Annotated in this window: 15 protein-coding genes; 8 read left to right on the forward strand and 7 right to left on the reverse strand. The window is 72.8% G+C overall.

The genetic code is table 11. The features are described 5' to 3' along the window. Positions 1-2 precede the first annotated feature (2 nt). Both ACIBVP_RS16435 and ACIBVP_RS16440 read right to left on the reverse strand, forming a co-directional pair. The gene (locus tag ACIBVP_RS16435) at positions 3-401 is read right to left on the reverse strand and encodes a hypothetical protein (RefSeq protein ID WP_396106962.1); all 399 of its coding nucleotides are present in this window, start codon (positions 399-401) and stop codon (positions 3-5) included. An 84-nt stretch (positions 402-485) separates the two neighbouring features. Then, entirely contained in the window at positions 486-1,589 is a 1,104-nt protein-coding gene (locus tag ACIBVP_RS16440) for a mannose-1-phosphate guanylyltransferase (protein WP_396106963.1), read from the reverse strand. A gap of 136 nt (positions 1,590-1,725) precedes the next feature. Here ACIBVP_RS16440 and ACIBVP_RS16445 point away from each other — a divergent pair, with 136 nt between their 5' ends. Further along, positions 1,726-2,589 (forward strand): DNA-3-methyladenine glycosylase family protein, encoded by an 864-nt coding sequence (locus ACIBVP_RS16445; protein WP_396107360.1) that lies wholly within the window; start codon positions 1,726-1,728, stop codon positions 2,587-2,589. A gap of 1 nt (position 2,590) precedes the next feature. Here the strand turns inward: ACIBVP_RS16445 and ACIBVP_RS16450 are convergent, their stop codons facing one another. The 4 genes from ACIBVP_RS16450 to ACIBVP_RS16465 are packed head-to-tail and all read right to left on the reverse strand — an operon-like array spanning position 2,591 to position 6,025. Then, positions 2,591-3,124, reverse strand: a complete 534-nt coding sequence (locus ACIBVP_RS16450) for an NUDIX hydrolase (RefSeq protein WP_396106964.1) — start codon at positions 3,122-3,124, stop codon at positions 2,591-2,593. Next, positions 3,121-4,281, reverse strand: coding sequence for a coenzyme F420-0:L-glutamate ligase (locus tag ACIBVP_RS16455; protein WP_396106965.1), 1,161 nt, complete (start codon positions 4,279-4,281; stop codon positions 3,121-3,123). Before ACIBVP_RS16455 ends, ACIBVP_RS16450 begins: the two co-directional genes overlap by 4 nt. Next, positions 4,274-5,239 carry a 2-phospho-L-lactate transferase gene (cofD, locus tag ACIBVP_RS16460; protein ID WP_396106966.1) on the reverse strand — a complete coding sequence of 322 codons (966 nt, stop codon included), beginning with the start codon at positions 5,237-5,239 and terminating at the stop codon, positions 4,274-4,276. Before cofD ends, ACIBVP_RS16455 begins: the two co-directional genes overlap by 8 nt. Positions 5,240-5,254: 15 nt before the next feature. Then, positions 5,255-6,025, reverse strand: coding sequence for a site-2 protease family protein (locus tag ACIBVP_RS16465; RefSeq protein ID WP_396106967.1), 771 nt, complete (start codon positions 6,023-6,025; stop codon positions 5,255-5,257). 240 nt (positions 6,026-6,265) lie between these two features. On the opposite strand from ACIBVP_RS16465, the gene ACIBVP_RS16470 reads away from it, so the two are divergent. Both ACIBVP_RS16470 and ACIBVP_RS16475 read left to right on the forward strand, forming a co-directional pair. Continuing rightward, positions 6,266-6,598 carry a WhiB family transcriptional regulator gene (locus ACIBVP_RS16470; protein WP_396106968.1) on the forward strand — a complete coding sequence of 111 codons (333 nt, stop codon included), beginning with the start codon at positions 6,266-6,268 and terminating at the stop codon, positions 6,596-6,598. 36 nt (positions 6,599-6,634) lie between these two features. Then, positions 6,635-9,952 (forward strand): glycosyltransferase, encoded by a 3,318-nt coding sequence (locus ACIBVP_RS16475; RefSeq protein ID WP_396106969.1) that lies wholly within the window; start codon positions 6,635-6,637, stop codon positions 9,950-9,952. A gap of 352 nt (positions 9,953-10,304) precedes the next feature. Here ACIBVP_RS16475 and ACIBVP_RS16480 read toward each other — a convergent pair whose 3' ends face one another. Next, positions 10,305-10,778 carry a metallopeptidase family protein gene (locus ACIBVP_RS16480; RefSeq protein WP_396106970.1) on the reverse strand — a complete coding sequence of 158 codons (474 nt, stop codon included), beginning with the start codon at positions 10,776-10,778 and terminating at the stop codon, positions 10,305-10,307. 81 nt (positions 10,779-10,859) lie between these two features. Here ACIBVP_RS16480 and ACIBVP_RS16485 point away from each other — a divergent pair, with 81 nt between their 5' ends. The 5 genes from ACIBVP_RS16485 to manA all read left to right on the forward strand — a co-directional run bounded on the left by ACIBVP_RS16485 (position 10,860) and on the right by manA (position 15,242). Continuing rightward, positions 10,860-11,228 (forward strand): DUF3499 domain-containing protein, encoded by a 369-nt coding sequence (locus tag ACIBVP_RS16485; protein ID WP_396106971.1) that lies wholly within the window; start codon positions 10,860-10,862, stop codon positions 11,226-11,228. Positions 11,229-11,336: 108 nt separating this feature from the next. Then, the gene (locus tag ACIBVP_RS16490) at positions 11,337-12,692 is read left to right on the forward strand and encodes a phosphomannomutase/phosphoglucomutase (protein WP_396106972.1); all 1,356 of its coding nucleotides are present in this window, start codon (positions 11,337-11,339) and stop codon (positions 12,690-12,692) included. Between the two features lie 17 nt (positions 12,693-12,709). Beyond that, the gene (locus ACIBVP_RS16495; protein ID WP_396106973.1) at positions 12,710-12,937 is read left to right on the forward strand and encodes a Trm112 family protein; all 228 of its coding nucleotides are present in this window, start codon (positions 12,710-12,712) and stop codon (positions 12,935-12,937) included. Next, a complete protein-coding gene (locus ACIBVP_RS16500; RefSeq protein WP_396106974.1) occupies positions 12,934-14,034 on the forward strand; it encodes a hypothetical protein in 1,101 nt (366 codons plus the stop codon). The genes ACIBVP_RS16495 and ACIBVP_RS16500 overlap by 4 nt, the downstream gene beginning before the upstream one ends. A gap of 2 nt (positions 14,035-14,036) precedes the next feature. Further along, positions 14,037-15,242, forward strand: a complete 1,206-nt coding sequence (manA, locus tag ACIBVP_RS16505) for a mannose-6-phosphate isomerase, class I (RefSeq protein WP_396106975.1) — start codon at positions 14,037-14,039, stop codon at positions 15,240-15,242. The last annotated feature ends 186 nt before the right edge of the window (positions 15,243-15,428 follow it).

Raw genomic sequence — 15,428 nt, forward strand, 5'->3', positions numbered from 1 at the left:
GGTCAGCCCTCGAGCCGCTGGGACAGGCTGCCGGTGGGAGGCGGCTCCTTGACGGTGGGCACGAGCCCGTCGACCTCTTCCGGCTCGCGTGTCTGAGCGGCTTCCCGGGCGGCCAGCATGTTCTGGTGCTGCTCCAGACGCCGTTGCCGGGACCGGGGGCCGGGATGCGGCACCGCGACCACGTCCGTCAACGCCTCCTGCGCGATGGCGGGCAGTTCGGGCGCGGGCACCACCATGGTCTGCTCGGGGTCCTGCTCGTCGGCGGCACGCACCACCGCACGCGGAATCTGCAGCGTGCTGGCGGCGTCCATCGGCGATACGGCGCTCTCCGGAGTCACCACGAAGGCGCCTCGCGCTCGGGCCCGCGCCAGGATGGCGTCGGCCCGCTCACGGGGGTCCATGCGTCGACCTCTCCCTGTCGCGTCGTCGATGTTGGGGTCCAGGGTATTACTGATTCCGCTCCGCGTCAGCGAAGATCCCGGAAATCACACGTGCGCGGCGTGACCCTTTTCCCTTAGCAACTCGGTCAGCTTCTTGATGTCCTGTGCGCGGTCCCGGCGGCACACCAGCACCGCGTCGGCCGTGTCCACGACGATCAGGTCGCGCACGCCGAGCGTCGCGATCACCCGGGACGAGCAGGGCACCGCGATGACGCCGTCGCCGTCGACCACCACCACGGGCGGGCGTGCGCCGCTCACGTCGACCACGCGGCCGCCGCCGTCGATGTCGACGCCGAGCAGCTCCCCGAGCGTTTCGAAGTCGCCGATGTCGTTCCACCCGAAGTCACCCGGCACGGTCGCGACCTTGCCCTCGGCGGCCGCGGGCTCCATCACCGCGTACTCGACCGCCACCTTCGGGATCGTCGGCCACAGCTCGCCGAGCACCGCCTCCTGCGCCGGGGTGTCCCAAGCGCGGGCGATCTCGCGGACCGGGTCGTGCACGTCCGGGCGGCGGGCGGCCAGCTCCGCGAGGAACACCTCGGTCCGCCACAGGAACATGCTCGCGTTCCACAGGTACTCGCCCGAGTCGACGTACTCGGTGGCCACCGCGTACGTCGGCTTCTCCTTGAACTCCAGCACCTGCTGGCGCTGCCCGGCCACCGCGGGCGCGGAGAGCTGCAGGTAGCCGTAGCCCGTCTCGGGCCGGGTCGGGGTGATGCCGATGGTCATGAGCTTGCCGTCGCGGGCACCGGCGAGCGCGTCCCGCACCACGTCGGAGAACGCGGCGGTGTCGGCGATCAGGTGGTCGGCGGCGAACGACGCCATCACCCCACCCGGCGACCGCTCCTCGATCACGGCGGCCGCCAGCGCGATCGCGGCGCACGAGTCGCGGGCGAACGGCTCGACGAGGATGTTGCGCTCCGGCAGCTCCGGCAGCTGCCGCGCCACCGACGTCGCGTGCGCGACACCGGTCACCACCAGCAGGTTCTGGGCCGTGCACAGGGGGGCGAGCCGGTCGAACGTCGCCTGCAGCAGCGAGCGGTCGGTGCCCGTCAGCGCGTGCAGGAACTTCGGGTTCGCGGCACGGGACAGCGGCCACAGCCGGGTGCCGCTGCCGCCCGCGGGCACCACCATGTGCAGGTCGCTCATGCCGGCACCTCGACTGCTCCGTGGTGGCGACGATTCGCTCCGCAAGCTCCGCTCATCCGTTCAACATAACGGGGTAGCCTGGCCGCTCGTGCAGGCATCTCGTGAGCGCACCTGGCGGCCGGACTTCCCGCTGGACATGGGCTCGGTGCTCCGGCCGCTGCGCAGGGGGCACGCTGACCCGGCGTTCCGCATCACGGCGGCCGGCGTGACCTGGCTCGCCGCCAACACCCCGGCCGGAGTCGGCACGCTCGCGCTCGGCCGCCGCGGCGGCGACGTGCACGCCGTCGCGTGGGGCGACGGCGCGCGGTTCCTCCTCGACGGGCTGCCCGCGCTGCTGGGCGCCGATGACGACGACTCCGACTTCCAGGCGCACCACCAGCTCATCGCCGAGCTGCGCAGGCGGATGCCCGCGCTGCGGCTCGGCTCGACCGGCCGCGTGTGGGACCTGCTCGTGCCGTCCGTGCTGGAACAGAAGGTCACCGGCCACGAGGCGCGCCGCTCGTGGCGGGACCTGTGCCGCCGCTACGGCACCCCGGCGCCCGGCCCGGCGCCCGAGGGCATGTTCGCGCCGCCGACCCCGGAGGCGATCGACGCCATCCCGGACTGGGGCTGGCACAAGGCGGGCGTCGACCTGGCCCGCCGCAGGGCGATCGTGGCCGCGGCCCGCGTGGCGCACCAGCTGGAGAAGGCCGTCGAGCTGCGTGGCCGCGCGGGCCGGGACCTGCTGCGGAAGGTTCCGGGCATCGGGTTCTGGACCGCGGCCGAGATCGCCCAGCGGGCGTGGGGCGACGCGGACGCGGTCAGCGTCGGCGACTTCCACGTCCCCGGGCTCGTCGGCTACGCGCTGCTCGGCCGCAAGGTCGACGACCAGGGGATGCTGGAGGTCCTGCGCCCGTACGCACCGCACCGCCACCGCGTCGTCCGCTACATCGAGGCCGGTGGCCCCGGCAAACCCCGCTACGGCCCGCGCTTCGCCCCGAAGGACTACCGCGAGATGTGACTCAGACGGCCGCCAGCATGGCGTCGAGACCCGTCGTGCCCGTCGGGTCCGGCGGTAGCCCGTGCACCGGCCACCAGCGCAGGTCGAGTGACTCGTCACTGCGCACCGGCTGCGCGCCCGCCGGGGCGGTGACGAGGAACCGGACGTCGAAGTGCCTGGTCGGGAGGCCGAGCGAGCACGTGATCGGGTGGACGTCCACGTGCAGCGGCGTCGGCTCGATCGTCAGGCCGTCGATGCCGGACTCCTCCACCGCCTCCCGCAGCGCGGCGCCGACCAGCGTCTCGTCGGTCTCCTCGCAGTGCCCGCCCAGTTGCAGCCACGCCCCGACCCGCGGGTGCAGCGTCAGCAGCACCTCGGCCCCGGTCGAGTCGAGGACCAGCGCGGACGCCGTGATGTGCCCGGGCTCGCACGACCGCAGGCACGCGTCCGGGCGGGCGGCCATGAAGCCCAGGAACGCCTCCCGCAGCGACCGCTGACCGGGGTCCGCCGGGCGCCAGTCGGCCAGGGTGGTGAACGCGTCGTGGTGCAGGTTCATCGTCGCAGGAACCGTTCGTCGAGGTCAGTGACGTGCGGGACGGGCGGACCCGCCACCGGGTGCCCCAGTGCGACCGCGCCCAGCGGCGCCCACGGCAGGTCCAGCATCGCCCGCACCGCCGCCGGGTCCGGCACCGGCACCCACACCGCGCCGAGGCCCTCGGCCGCGAGCGCGATGACCAGGTTCCGCACGGCGGCACCCGCCTCGAACGCGTCACCGGCCACGAGTACGACCTCCTGCGCGTCGACCGACAGCTCGTCGAGCAGGCGTTTGCGCTGGTCGGACACGTGCGCGAGCCGCACGTCGGCCACGGCGAGCGTGGCGGCGAGCGCGTCCCGCAGCACGTCCTCGGCGACCGGCTCGTCGGTGAACGGGCCGGACGGCCCGAGCAGCGCGGCCTCCCGGCGGCCCTGCGCGATGGCCTCCTCGGTGCCCATCCGGAACAGGTCCTCCTCGACCGGCCGGACGAGCTCGCGGGCGGTCGAGGTGTCCGAGCCGATCTCGAGCCCGCGCACGACCGCGACCGGCAACGCGCCGAGCTTGCCCTTCACCAGGTCCGCGGCGGCCGCGACCTCGTCGGCCACCGCGATCTCGGTGACCGCCAGCTCGTTGCCCTGCCGGTCGACCTGGCCGCGGTAGCCGTGCAGCACCCGCAGACCCGACGACCCGATCGCGGCGTCGGTCTGCCCGACCCGCCACGCGCGGCCCATCGTGTCGGTGATGACGACCGCCACCTCGACGCCGAGCCGTTCGGCCAGCCCGCGCCGCAGCGCGAGCGCCGACGCGTCCGGGTCGGCGGGCAGCAGCGCCAGCTCGTCGGCGGCCACGTTGGACGCGTCGATGCCGGACGCCGCCTGCACGATGCCCAGGTGGTTCTCGGTGATGAGCGTCCGCGCCTTGCGCGCGATGATCCGGACCGACTCCTCGAACACCAGCCGCCGCCGGGCCCGGTCCCGCTCCTCGGGATCGGCGGGCACCCGCACCAGCCGTCCCTCCACTTTGGACACGATCTTGCTCGTCACCACGACGATGTCGCCCGACCGCAGCCAGCGCGCCGCGTTCGCGATCGCACCGGAGAGGTCGTCGCCGGGCCGGAACTCGGGCAGTCCCTCGACCGGCAGGATCTCGACCTTCCCCGGTGCGGCGTGATCACCCACCCCGTACTCCCGCGAGGTCGAACGCCGCGCGCACCATCGCGGCGGTGGCGTCCACATCGGACATCAGCAGCGGGACCGCGCGCACCTCGACGTCCGGCACGGTCGCCGAGTCGCCGGTGTGCACGAGCCAGCCGTCGAGGATGCCCTCGGCGCTCGACCGCGCCCCGTAGTGCCGCCCGACCGCCTCGGCCGTGGTCTCGACACCGATCGCGGTGAGGCACGCGTCGGCCATGCCCCGCACCGGTTTGTCGTTCACGATGGGGGAGATCCCGACGATCTTCGCGTCGGCCTTCACCAGCGCCGTCCGCACCCCCGGCACCGCGAGGACCGTGCCGACGCTCACCACCGGGTTCGACGGCGCGAGCAGGACCACGTCCGCGGCGGCGACGGCGTCGAGCACGCCCGGCGCGGGCTTCGCCTCGTCCGCGCCGATCGGCAGGATCGAGTGCGCGGGCAGCGCGGCCCGGTGCCGGATCCACCACTCCTGGAAGTGCACCGCGGCCCGCTCGCCGGAGTCCGGGTCGTCGATCACGACGTGTGTCTCGACCCGGTCGTCGGTCATCGGCAGCAGCCGCACCCCGGGCTGCCACCGCGCGCACAGGGCCTCGGTGACCTGCGACAACGGGTAGCCCGCGCGCAGCATCCTGGTGCGGACCAGGTGCGTGGCGATGTCCTTGTCGCCCAGCCCGAACCACTCGGAGCCCGCGTCGTAGGCCGCGAGCTCGTCCTTCACCGTCCACGTCTCGCCGGTGCGACCCCATCCGCGCTCGGTGTCGATCCCGCCGCCGAGGGTGTACATGCACGTGTCCAGGTCCGGGCAGATCCGCAGGCCGTGCAGCCACACGTCGTCACCGGTGTTCACGATCGCCGTGATCTCGTGACCGGGTCCGAGTGCGTGCTTCACCCCCTGCAGGAACCGCGCCCCACCGACACCGCCGACCAGTACTACGACATTCACGGTGCCAATCGTGCCTCACCGCCAGAACTGGAACGCGAGCCCACCGAAGTTGGCGAGGAGGGAATCACCACCCACGAGTTCGTAGACGTTGTCGGCGACCGTGAAGAACGCGTCCCGGAATGCGGGAAGCCCGATCAGGCAGGCGAAGAGGATCAGGGGCGCCCACGGCCGCGCCTTCGCGCCGAACCGCTGCATCTCCGGCGACAGCCACGGCTCGATCGCGCCCCAGCCGTCCAGGCCCGGGATCGGCAGGATGTTCAGCACGAAGGCGATGATCTGCAGCATGGCGAGGTAGGACAGCGCCGCCGCCAGCCAGAACGTCGGCTGGAACACGGCCACCGCGATCATCAGCAGGATGCCGAGCAGCAGGTTGAAGAACGGCCCGGCGAGCGACACCATCGACTCGACCCGCTTGTTGCGCAACGAGTAGTGGTTGATGAACACCGCGCCACCCGGCAGCGGGATACCGCCTATCGCCAGGATCAGCAATGGCAGCACGAGGCTGAAGACCGGATCGGTGTACTTGCGTGGATCAAGGGTCAGGTAGCCCTTGAAGTAGACCTCGCGGTCGCCGCCCCGGTAGGCGACGAACGCGTGCCCGAACTCGTGCAGGCACAGGGAGACACCCCAGCCCGCGAGCACCATCAGGAACGTGCCCGCGTTCGCCATCACATCCGGGTAGCTGAACGGGATCGCGTCGCTGAACGCGACGAGCACACCGCCGCCGACGCAGATGGCGAGGATGGCGAGGAACACGGGCGAAGGCCGGACCGCTGATCGCTGCACACCACGAGTCTGCCAATGTTCTGTCGAGGTTCGCCGTGCGGGTGTTCGGTTTTCCTGATATTGCGACATCTCGTCGAGTCGTTTCCGTTTGCCCTATAGGGCATCACCCTCCTGGGTGCTTCGCTTGACGCGCCGCGACTACACGGGTGTAATCACATCGATGTCATTCGCCACGAGTGGAGTAGTGGTGGGTGGTGTCCGCCAACCCGGGGAGCGCGAAAGGCGAGGAGGCGGACGGGCATGCAGGGAATCGAACTGAACGATCTGACCAGTGGGAGTGGTGGCGTCGTGGAGTGGGGGGAACGCCCGAACGAGGAGTTGGGCGTGCTCGCCGAGCTGTTCGACGACACCGAGGAACAGGAGTGGCAGGAGCGCGCCCTGTGCGCGCAGACCGACCCGGAGGCGTTCTTCCCGGAGAAGGGTGGATCCACCCGGGAGGCGAAGCGCATCTGCCAGGGCTGCGAGGTCCGCGCGGAGTGCCTCGAGTACGCACTCGGGCACGACGAGCGCTTCGGCATCTGGGGCGGACTGTCCGAGCGAGAGCGGCGCAAGCTGAAGAAACGCGCGGTCTAGCGGCAGAACGGGGCCGGTTCATGGCATCTTGTGCGAATGCCACGTCTCGGCCCCAAGGCCACCACCCCGGTACTGCGCACCGCGCCGGTGCTCGCGGTGCTGGTCTGCCATGACGGCGAGGAGTGGCTGCCGGAGGCGTTGGCGGCGTTGCGTGCGTCGACGCCGCGGCCACGGCACGTGCTCGCGGTCGACACCGGCTCGCTCGACGAGACGCCACGTCTGCTGAGCGAGGCCGCGCGCGGTGAGGACCGCGTGCTCGACGGTGTGCTCACGCGGGACCGCGAAACCGGTTTCGCGACGGCCGTCCAGGACGCGGTGTCCGCCGCGATCGAACGGTGGGGCGACCCCGGCGGCTGGATCTGGGTGCTGCACGACGACTGCGCACCCGATCCGCGGTGCCTCGCGACGCTGCTGACCGCGGCCGAGGCGGCCCCGTCGGCCGGCGTGCTCGGCCCGCTCGCGCTCGACTGGGACGACCCGCGGCTCGTGGTCGAGGCCGGGTTGTCGACGGACGCGTCCGGGCACCGGCAGACCGGACTCGGACCGTCCGAAGTGGATTGGTCGCGGCTCGGGCACGAGATCCGGCAGAGCACCGAGGTGCTCGCCGTGCCGTCCGCGGGCATGCTGGTGCGGCGCGAGTTGTGGGAGCGGCTCGGCGGCTTCGACGCGGCGATCACGTTGCTGCGTGAGGACATCGACTTCGGCTGGCGTGCCAACCGCGCCGACAGCGTCGTGCTGTGCGTGCCCGCGGCACGCATGCGACACGCCCGCGCGGTACTGGGCGGACTGCGGCGTGTCGACGCGCCACGTGCGTCGACCGCCGCCGTCGAACGGGCGCAGGCCGTGCGGACGTTCCTCGTGAACTGCACGCTGCCGTCGTTCCTGATCGGCGTGCCGCGGCTGGTGGCGCTGTCGCTGCTGCGCGCGCTCGGGTTCGGCATGCAGCGGCGGCTCGTCGAGGCGCGGGCGGAACTGGGCGCGGCCGCGTTCTTGCTCAGCGGGCGTGCCGGGCTGCTTGAAGGCCGGACGTTGCGGCGTGCCGCCGTGCGGGTCCACGGTGTTCGCGGACTGTTCACCTCCCGGTTGACCCGGCTGCGCAACGGAATGCGCGCGACGGTCGCGCACCTCGTGCGCAGGCGGCTGCAGGCGGACGCGGCGCTCGGGCGGCTGCCCGAGGCGATGTCCGTGCCCGAGGCGGCGCCCGTCCCCGTCGAGTCGATCCGGCTGCCGGTCGGTCCCGCCGCGCTGCCCGCCGGCGCGACCGGGCGGCCGCGACGACCCGCCGGGCTACGGCAGCCCGCGACGGCGGTCGCCGTGTCGCTGACCGTCCCGGACGCCGAGACGCCGTACGGCATGCGACCGAGCCCGCACCGGCGGCCGTCGCCGGTCCCGCGCGACGGGTCCGCGCCGCCCAAGCCCGACCTCGTGTTCGTGGAGGTGGACCGGGCGCGGTTCGCGCGGCAGGTGCTGCTGGCCCCGCCGGTCCTGCTGTTCCTCGGGTTGCTCGCGCTCGCGTGGTGGGTCCACCGCGACCGGCTCGGGATCGACCTCGCGGGCGGGCGGCTGCTGCCCGTGCCGGACCTCGCCACGACCTGGTCGTCGTACCTCGCGAGCTGGCACCCCGTGGCGGGCGGCACCGCCGCACCCGCACCCGCCGCGCTCGCGATCATCGGCGGGCTGGGCGCGGTGCTCGCTCCCGTCGGTGGCACACAGGCGGCCGTCGCCGTGCTCTTGCTGGGCAGCATGCCGCTGTCCGGACTGTTCGCCTACGTGGCGACACGGCGGCTGCCGGTGCACCGCTGGGTGCGTGCGCTGGTCGCCGCCGCGTACGCGCTGCTGCCGGCCGCGACCGCCGCGGTCGCACAGGGCAGGCTCGACGTCGTCGTGGCGCACCTGCTGGTGCCGCCCGTGACCGCGGGGATCATCGCGCTGCTCGGCCGGTCGCGGACGAACACGTCGGCATGGCTGTCGACGGCGGCGTCGTCGGCCTTCGGGCTCGCGATCATCGGCGCGTTCGCGCCGCTCGTGCACCTGCTGCTGCTCGCGTACGCGCTCGCCGGGTTCGTGGTGGTGCCCGGCTACCGGGGCACCGGGCGGCGGCGCGTGGCCGCGTTGTTCGTGGTGGTGCTGATGCCGCTCGCGCTGCTGCTGCCGTGGCCCGCGGTCGTGATCCAGCACCCCGGCGTGGTCGTGCACGGGTTGGGCGCGGTGGTGCCGACCCCGGCCACGTCGCTGTTCGACCTGATCTCGCTCAACCCCGGCGGGCCGGGCGCGTGGCCGGTCGTGGGCCTGGTCGTGACGGCGTTCATGCTGGTCGGGATCGTCGTGCGGCCGAGGCGGACGGCGTTCCCGGGGCTCGCGCTCGCCGTGCTCGGCGGGTGCGCGGTCGCGCTGGTGCACTTCATGGGCGCTACCCCGATCACCGGCGGCACCGCCATGTACGGGTGGGCGGGTGCCGCGCTCGTGGTCACCGGGTGGGGACTGCTGTACGCGCTGCTGGGCGTGTGCCGGACCGGTGGGCCGTCGATCTCGTGGGTGCGGCCGGCGGCGGTGCTGGGGGTGCTCGGCGTACTGGGGCTCGCGGTGGGCGCGGTGGTGACCGGGTCGGCCGGTCCGCTGGCGACGGGCGCGCCGCACCTGGCGAACACACTGCAGCGGGAGCTGGCGGACACGGGCCGCTGGGTGCTGGTGCTGTCCGACGACGAACCCCGCATGACGGCGGGCCGCATGCCCGCGTTCGGCGACGACGACCTGGCACCGGTCGACGAGGCGGCCGGCATGCGCGGCGTCGCCGAGGTGCTGCGTGCGAACCCGAAGGTGGGGGTCGCGCAGGCGGCGGCGGCCGGCGTGCTGTTCGTGGTGGTGCCGACGCCCGAGGAGGCGACCGAGCTGCGGGAGTCCGCCGGTGACCTGGTGGCGGAGGCGCCGCCGACGTCCGACGGCCGCCCGGTGCTGCGGCTGCAACCGGCGGCGGGCCAGGTGACGCTGCTGTCCCCGGAGATGGCACGCCGTGCGGTCACGGGCGGCGACGCGCCGACAGACCTGGGCGCGGCGGGCATCGTCCCGGTGGAGGCGGCACCACCGTCGGTCGCGGTCCGCGTGTCGGACGGCCCGGCGGGTCGCCTCCTCGTGATCGCGGCGGAGGAAGAACCGGGCTGGAAGGCGACGATCGACGGCCAACCGGTCCCGATCGTCCGCGCGTGGAACCACCTGGTCGCGGTCTCCCTCCCGACCCGCGCGGCGGAAGTCCAGGTCGAACAACCAACAGCACTACGCAGCGTCCTACTACTCACCCAGGCAGCAATGGTCCTGTTCACCCTCCTGACCGCCATCCCAAGCCGCAACCCCCACTAACCACAACCCCGCGAGTCGCGCCCCCAGACACACCGAGTTGTGCGTTTCGTGCACAACGACACCAGCACAAAACACACAACTCGGTAAGCAGGACAACGCGACTCGCGTTCGCAGACACCCGCGAGTCGCGTTCTCGGACACAGTGAGTTGTGTGTTTGGTGCACATCGGTACCTGCACGAACTGCACGACTCGGTGTGTGGGGGAACGCGACTCGCGTTGCCAGAGACCCGCGAGTCGCGTTCTCGGACACGGTGAGTTGTGTGTTTGGTGCACATCGGTACCTGCACGAAACGCACAACTCGGTATGTGGGGGAACGCGACTCGCGGTGTTCTGGGGCGTGACTCGCGGGGTTACGGTTCGCCTTCGACGATGGTGGGGTCTACGCCCAGGTAGTTGGCGACCTGGTCCACCAGTACGTGGTGGACGAGGTCCGCCAGGTCGGCGCCGTCGCGCGCGCGTGCTTCCAGTGGGCGGCGGAACAGGACGATCCGGGCCTTCGTCGGCATGCCGCGCCGGTCCATGCCCGCCGGGACGAGCCTCGCCAGGGGGACGCCCGCGTCGGTCAGCGTGCCTTCGAGCGGCAGCGCCGGGTCCTCGCCGCGGACGTCGGGCACGTCGTCGACGGCGATGTCGAGCTTGGTCAGCTCGGTCCGCCAGCGCGCCTCGATCGGCTCCAGCGCGGCGAGCACCAGCGCGTCGAAGCGCTCCGCACGCGTGGACGCGGCGGGCAGCGTCGACGGGTACAGCGCGCCGCGCAGCCCGCGGCCGTGGCGGTCCCGGTTGGGCCGCCGCCTGCGCCGTTGGCGGCCGCGCGGAGGGGTCACGGAAGCGAGCGTATCGACTGCCGGAAGCCACACGGTGTGGCGAGGGGCCTTTTCCGTCCGGACGCGCTATCGTCCACCCTCGTGCGGAGCGTGCGGAAGTGTTCGCGGACCGGGTGCGGCCACCCGGCGGTCGCGACGCTGACCTACGCGTACGCCGACTCGACGGCCGTCGTCGGCCCCCTCGCCACCTACTCCGAACCGCACAGCTACGACCTGTGCGAGGAGCACGCGCTGCGCCTCACGGTGCCCCGCGGCTGGGAGGTCGTCCGCCACGACGGCGAGTTCGCCGCACCCGAGCCGACGGTCGACGACCTGACCGCGCTCGCCGAGGCCGTCCGCGAGGCGGGCCGCCCCGACCGGCCCGTCGAGCCGCCGCCGGAGCCCGAACGCCAGAACACCGGCGGCCGCCGCGGCCACCTGCGGGTCCTGCCGAACCCGGTCACGGACTGAGACTCCGGGGAGCGACCCCGGCGTACCCCGGGTAACACCTCACCTCACCGCAATGTCACGCCGGTAGGCTCGCCGTGAGGCAAATCCGCTGACCCTCGGGGAGCACTGGTGCGTGACCTGTCCGGCGTCTTCAAGGCCTACGACATCCGCGGTGTCGTCGGTGAACAGCTCGACGCGGACCTGGTCCGCGACATCGGCGCGGCGTTCGCCCGGCAGGCCGGTGACGCCGAGGGCATCGTGATCGGGCACGACATGCGTGCCTCCTCACCCGGCCTCGCGAGCGCGTTCGCCGAGGGCGTGACGCGCGAGGGCGTCGACGTCGTGATGATCGGTCTCGCGTCCACCGACATGCTCTACTTCGCCTCCGGCCGGCTGAACCTGCCGGGCGCGATGTTCACCGCGAGCCACAACCCGGCCAAGTACAACGGCATCAAGCTGTGCCGGGCCGGTGCCGCGCCCGTCGGCCAGGACACCGGGCTGACCGAGATCCAGCGTGAGGTCGAGGCCGAGCAGCCGCCGTCGGAGGGCAAGACCGCGGGCCGGCTCGAGACCCGCGACATGCTCACCGAGTACGTCGCCTACCTGCGCGAACTCGTCGACCTGAGCGCCAGCCGCCCGCTGAAGGTCGTCGTCGACGCCGGCAACGGCATGGGCGGCCACACCGTGCCCGCCATGTTCGAGGGCCTGCCGATCGAGATCGTGCCCATGTACTTCGAGCTGGACGGCAGCTTCCCCAACCACGAGGCCAACCCGCTCGACCCGAAGAACATCGTCGACCTGCAGGCGAAGGTCCGCCAGGTCGGCGCGGACGCCGGTCTCGCCTTCGACGGCGACGCCGACCGCTGCTTCGTGGTCGACGAGCGCGGCGACCCGGTGCCGCCGAGCGCCGTGACCGCGCTGGTCGCGGTGCGTGAGCTGAAGAAGGACCCGGGCGGGGTCGTGATCCACAACCTGATCACGTCCAAGGCGGTGCCGGAGATCGTCGCCGAGCACGGCGGCAAGCCGGTCCGCACCCGCGTCGGCCACTCGTTCATCAAGGCCGAGATGGCGAAGACGGACGCGATCTTCGGCGGTGAGCACTCCGCGCACTACTACTTCCGCGACTTCTGGCGCGCCGACACCGGCATGCTGGCCGCGCTGCACGTGCTCGCCGCACTGGGCGAGCAGGAGCGGCCGCTGTCCGAGCTGACCGCCGAGTACAGCCGCTACTCCGCGTCCGGCGAGATCAACTCGACGGTCGACGACCAGGCCGGGCGCATGAACGCGGTCAAGGAGACGTTCTCGCAGCGTTCCGGCGTCACCGTGGACGAGTTGGACGGTCTCACCGTGGAACTCCCGACCGGTGGCTGGTTCAACCTGCGGCCGTCCAACACCGAGCCGCTGCTGCGCCTGAACATCGAGGCGGCGGACGACGCGGCCGTCGCGGCCATCCGCGACGAGGTCCTCGCGATCGTCCGCGCCTGACAGGAGGGGACACGACATTGGCTGTGCAGCTGGACCCGAGGCTCCTGGAGATCCTCGCCTGCCCGTCCGACGACCACGCGCCGCTGCGGCCGGGCACGCCGAAGAACCCCGACGCCGACATGCTGACCTGCACCTCGTGCGGCCGGCAGTACCGGGTCGAGGACGGCATCCCCGTGCTGCTGCTCGACGAAGCCATCGAGCCGGGACCGGAGGAGCCGGACGAGGAAGCGGGCGCTGCGGGGTGAGCGCCGCGGTCGACGACACGCTGCTCGACGACACCAGCAGGCTGTCCGACGTCGACGTCGAGGGGCTGCTGCCCGCGGCGGCGCGGGCGGGTGCGCAGGTCCGCGCCACGCTGGAGACGGGCCGGGAGGCGGGCATCGAGCGGCTGGCGGGGCACCGTCCGCGCGCACTCGTGCTGCTCACCCGGCCGGGGCTCGGCCCGCACGCGGCGAAGCTGCTGATGATGCTGCTCGGCCGCGCGTGCCCGGTGCCGGTGGTGCTGACCGACACGGCGCCGCCGTGGCTGGGTCCGCTGGACGTGGTGGTCGCGCACACCGACGACGCCGGTGACACCGAGCTGGCCGAGTCGATCGACCGGGCGGGCCGGTACGGCGCGGGGGTCGTGCTGACCGCGCCGGAGGACGGTCCGGTGGCCGCCGCCGCGGCGGGCAAGGCCGTGCTGATCACGCCGCGGGTGCCGGTGCCGCCGGGGTTCGGGTTCCCGCGCGCGCTCGCCGCGGGGCTGCTGACCGCGACCACCCTGGAGCTGCTGCGCACCGACCTCGACATGGTCGCCGACGAGCTGGACCGCGAGGCGGAACGCGACCACGTGCAGCACGAGTCGTTCGTGAACCCGGCGAAGGCGCTCGCGCTGCGGCTGGCCGAGCGCACGCCGCTGCTGTGGGGCCTCGACGACGTCGCGACCGGCGTCGCCTGGTACGCCGCGCAGGTCCTCGCCACCCACACCGACGTGGTGTGCGACGTGGCCGCCTACCCGCAGGCCGCGAGCCGTACGGCGTTGCACCGGGCCGCCGCGCAGGCCGCGTCGGGCACCGACATCTTCGCCGACCCGGACGACCTCGACCCGTCGGCGGCGTCGCCGCTGCGGGCGTTCCTGCTGGCCGTCAGCGCGCTGCCGACCGATCCGACGCGCAGGCTGGCCGCCGACATGCTGCCGGACGCGGACCTGATCGCGCCCGCCGAGGAGATCACGGCCGACATGACCGCGTGCGCCGCGGTGCTCGCGCTGCGGTTCCAGCTCGCCGCCCTGTACCTGGGCTTCGCGGCAGGTACCACGGGAGGCAACACCCGCTACGCGCCCGCACGGCCGAGGGAGTGAGCGTGGAGCTGCTGGAAAACCCCGTACGGCCCTACGCGTGGGGCTCGCGGACCACCATCGCCGACCTGCTCGGCAGGCCGGTGCCCGCGCCGCACCCGGAGGCCGAGCTGTGGATGGGCGCCCACCCCGGGGACCCGTCGCGGGTCGGGGGCGAGACGCTGGTCGACGTGCTGGCGAAGGACCCGGCCGGTCAGCTGGGCGCCGACGTGGCGGCCCGTTGGGACGGCAGGTTGCCGTTCCTGATGAAGGTGCTGGCCGCGGAGGAGCCGCTCAGCCTGCAGGCGCACCCGTCGGCCGAACAGGCCGCCGAGGGCTACGCCCGCGAGGAGAAGCAGGGCGTCCCGCGTGACGCGGCGACCCGCAACTACCCGGACCCGACGCCGAAACCCGAGCTGGTGTGCGCGCTGACCGAGTTCGACGCGCTGGCCGGGTTCCGCGACCCGCACCGCACGGTCGAGCTGCTGCGCGCGGTGGAGACGCCGGGCATGTCGCCGTACGTGGAGCTGCTCGCGGCGGACCCGAACCGCGAGGGCCTGCGCGCGTTGTTCACGACGTGGATCACGCTGCCGCAGCCCGCGATCGACGCGCTGCTGCCGGAGCTGCTGGACGAGTGCGTGCGGCACGTCAAGGACCACGGCCCGTTCGAGCTGGAGTGCCGCACGGCGCTGGAGCTGGGCGAGAGCTACCCGGGTGACGCGGGCGTGCTGGCCGCGCTGCTGTTGAACCGGCTGGTCCTCGGGCCGGGCGAGGCGATCTTCCTGCCCGCCGGGAACCTGCACGCGTACCTGCGTGGCACCGCGCTGGAGATCCTCGCGAACTCCGACAACGTGCTGCGCGGCGGCCTCACCCCCAAGCACGTGGACGTGCCGGAACTGCTGCGGGTGCTGGACTTCGGGTACGGCGACATGACCGTGACGACCGGCGAGCGGAACGGCGCGCGCAACGTCTACCGGACGACCGCCCCGGAGTTCGAACTGTCCCGCCTGGAGTGGCGGGAAAGCGACACCACCCCGGTGACACTCCCAGCGGGCACCCCCCGCATCGTGGTCACCACCGAAGGCGAACTCACCGCGAACACCAACGCGCAGAAGCTCACACTGCCAAGAGGCCAGGCGGTCTGGATCCCGGCCGACGACCCAGAAGTAACCCTGACCCCGGCAACCCCCGGCGCCCAGGCCTTCGCAGCCACCCCAGGCCACCTCCCCTAACCCCAAACCCCCGCGAGTCGCGCTCGGAAACACCGCGAGTCGCGCGCCAGAACACCGCGAGTCGCGCGCCAGAACACCGCGAGTCGCGCGCCCACGCATACCGAGTTGTCGGTTTTGTGGACAAGCACACCCCCGCCCCCCCCACAAAAACACAACCACGGCTGGGATTACACGCGACTACCCCAG

It is taken from the genome of Actinophytocola sp. NPDC049390, assembly GCF_044466355.1.
Taxonomy (GTDB): Bacteria; Actinomycetota; Actinomycetes; order Mycobacteriales; family Pseudonocardiaceae; genus Actinophytocola.

Coding starts and splice junctions, on each gene's coding strand:
- ACIBVP_RS16450 (WP_396106964.1), bottom strand. CDS start 3,124: ATGAACCTGCACCACGACGCGTTCACCACCCTGGCCGACTGGCGCCCG.
- ACIBVP_RS16440 (WP_396106963.1), bottom strand. CDS start 1,589: ATGAGCGACCTGCACATGGTGGTGCCCGCGGGCGGCAGCGGCACCCGG.
- ACIBVP_RS16475 (WP_396106969.1), top strand. CDS start 6,635: ATGCCACGTCTCGGCCCCAAGGCCACCACCCCGGTACTGCGCACCGCG.
- ACIBVP_RS16435 (WP_396106962.1), bottom strand. CDS start 401: ATGGACCCCCGTGAGCGGGCCGACGCCATCCTGGCGCGGGCCCGAGCG.
- ACIBVP_RS16470 (WP_396106968.1), top strand. CDS start 6,266: ATGCAGGGAATCGAACTGAACGATCTGACCAGTGGGAGTGGTGGCGTC.
- ACIBVP_RS16445 (WP_396107360.1), top strand. CDS start 1,726: ATGGGCTCGGTGCTCCGGCCGCTGCGCAGGGGGCACGCTGACCCGGCG.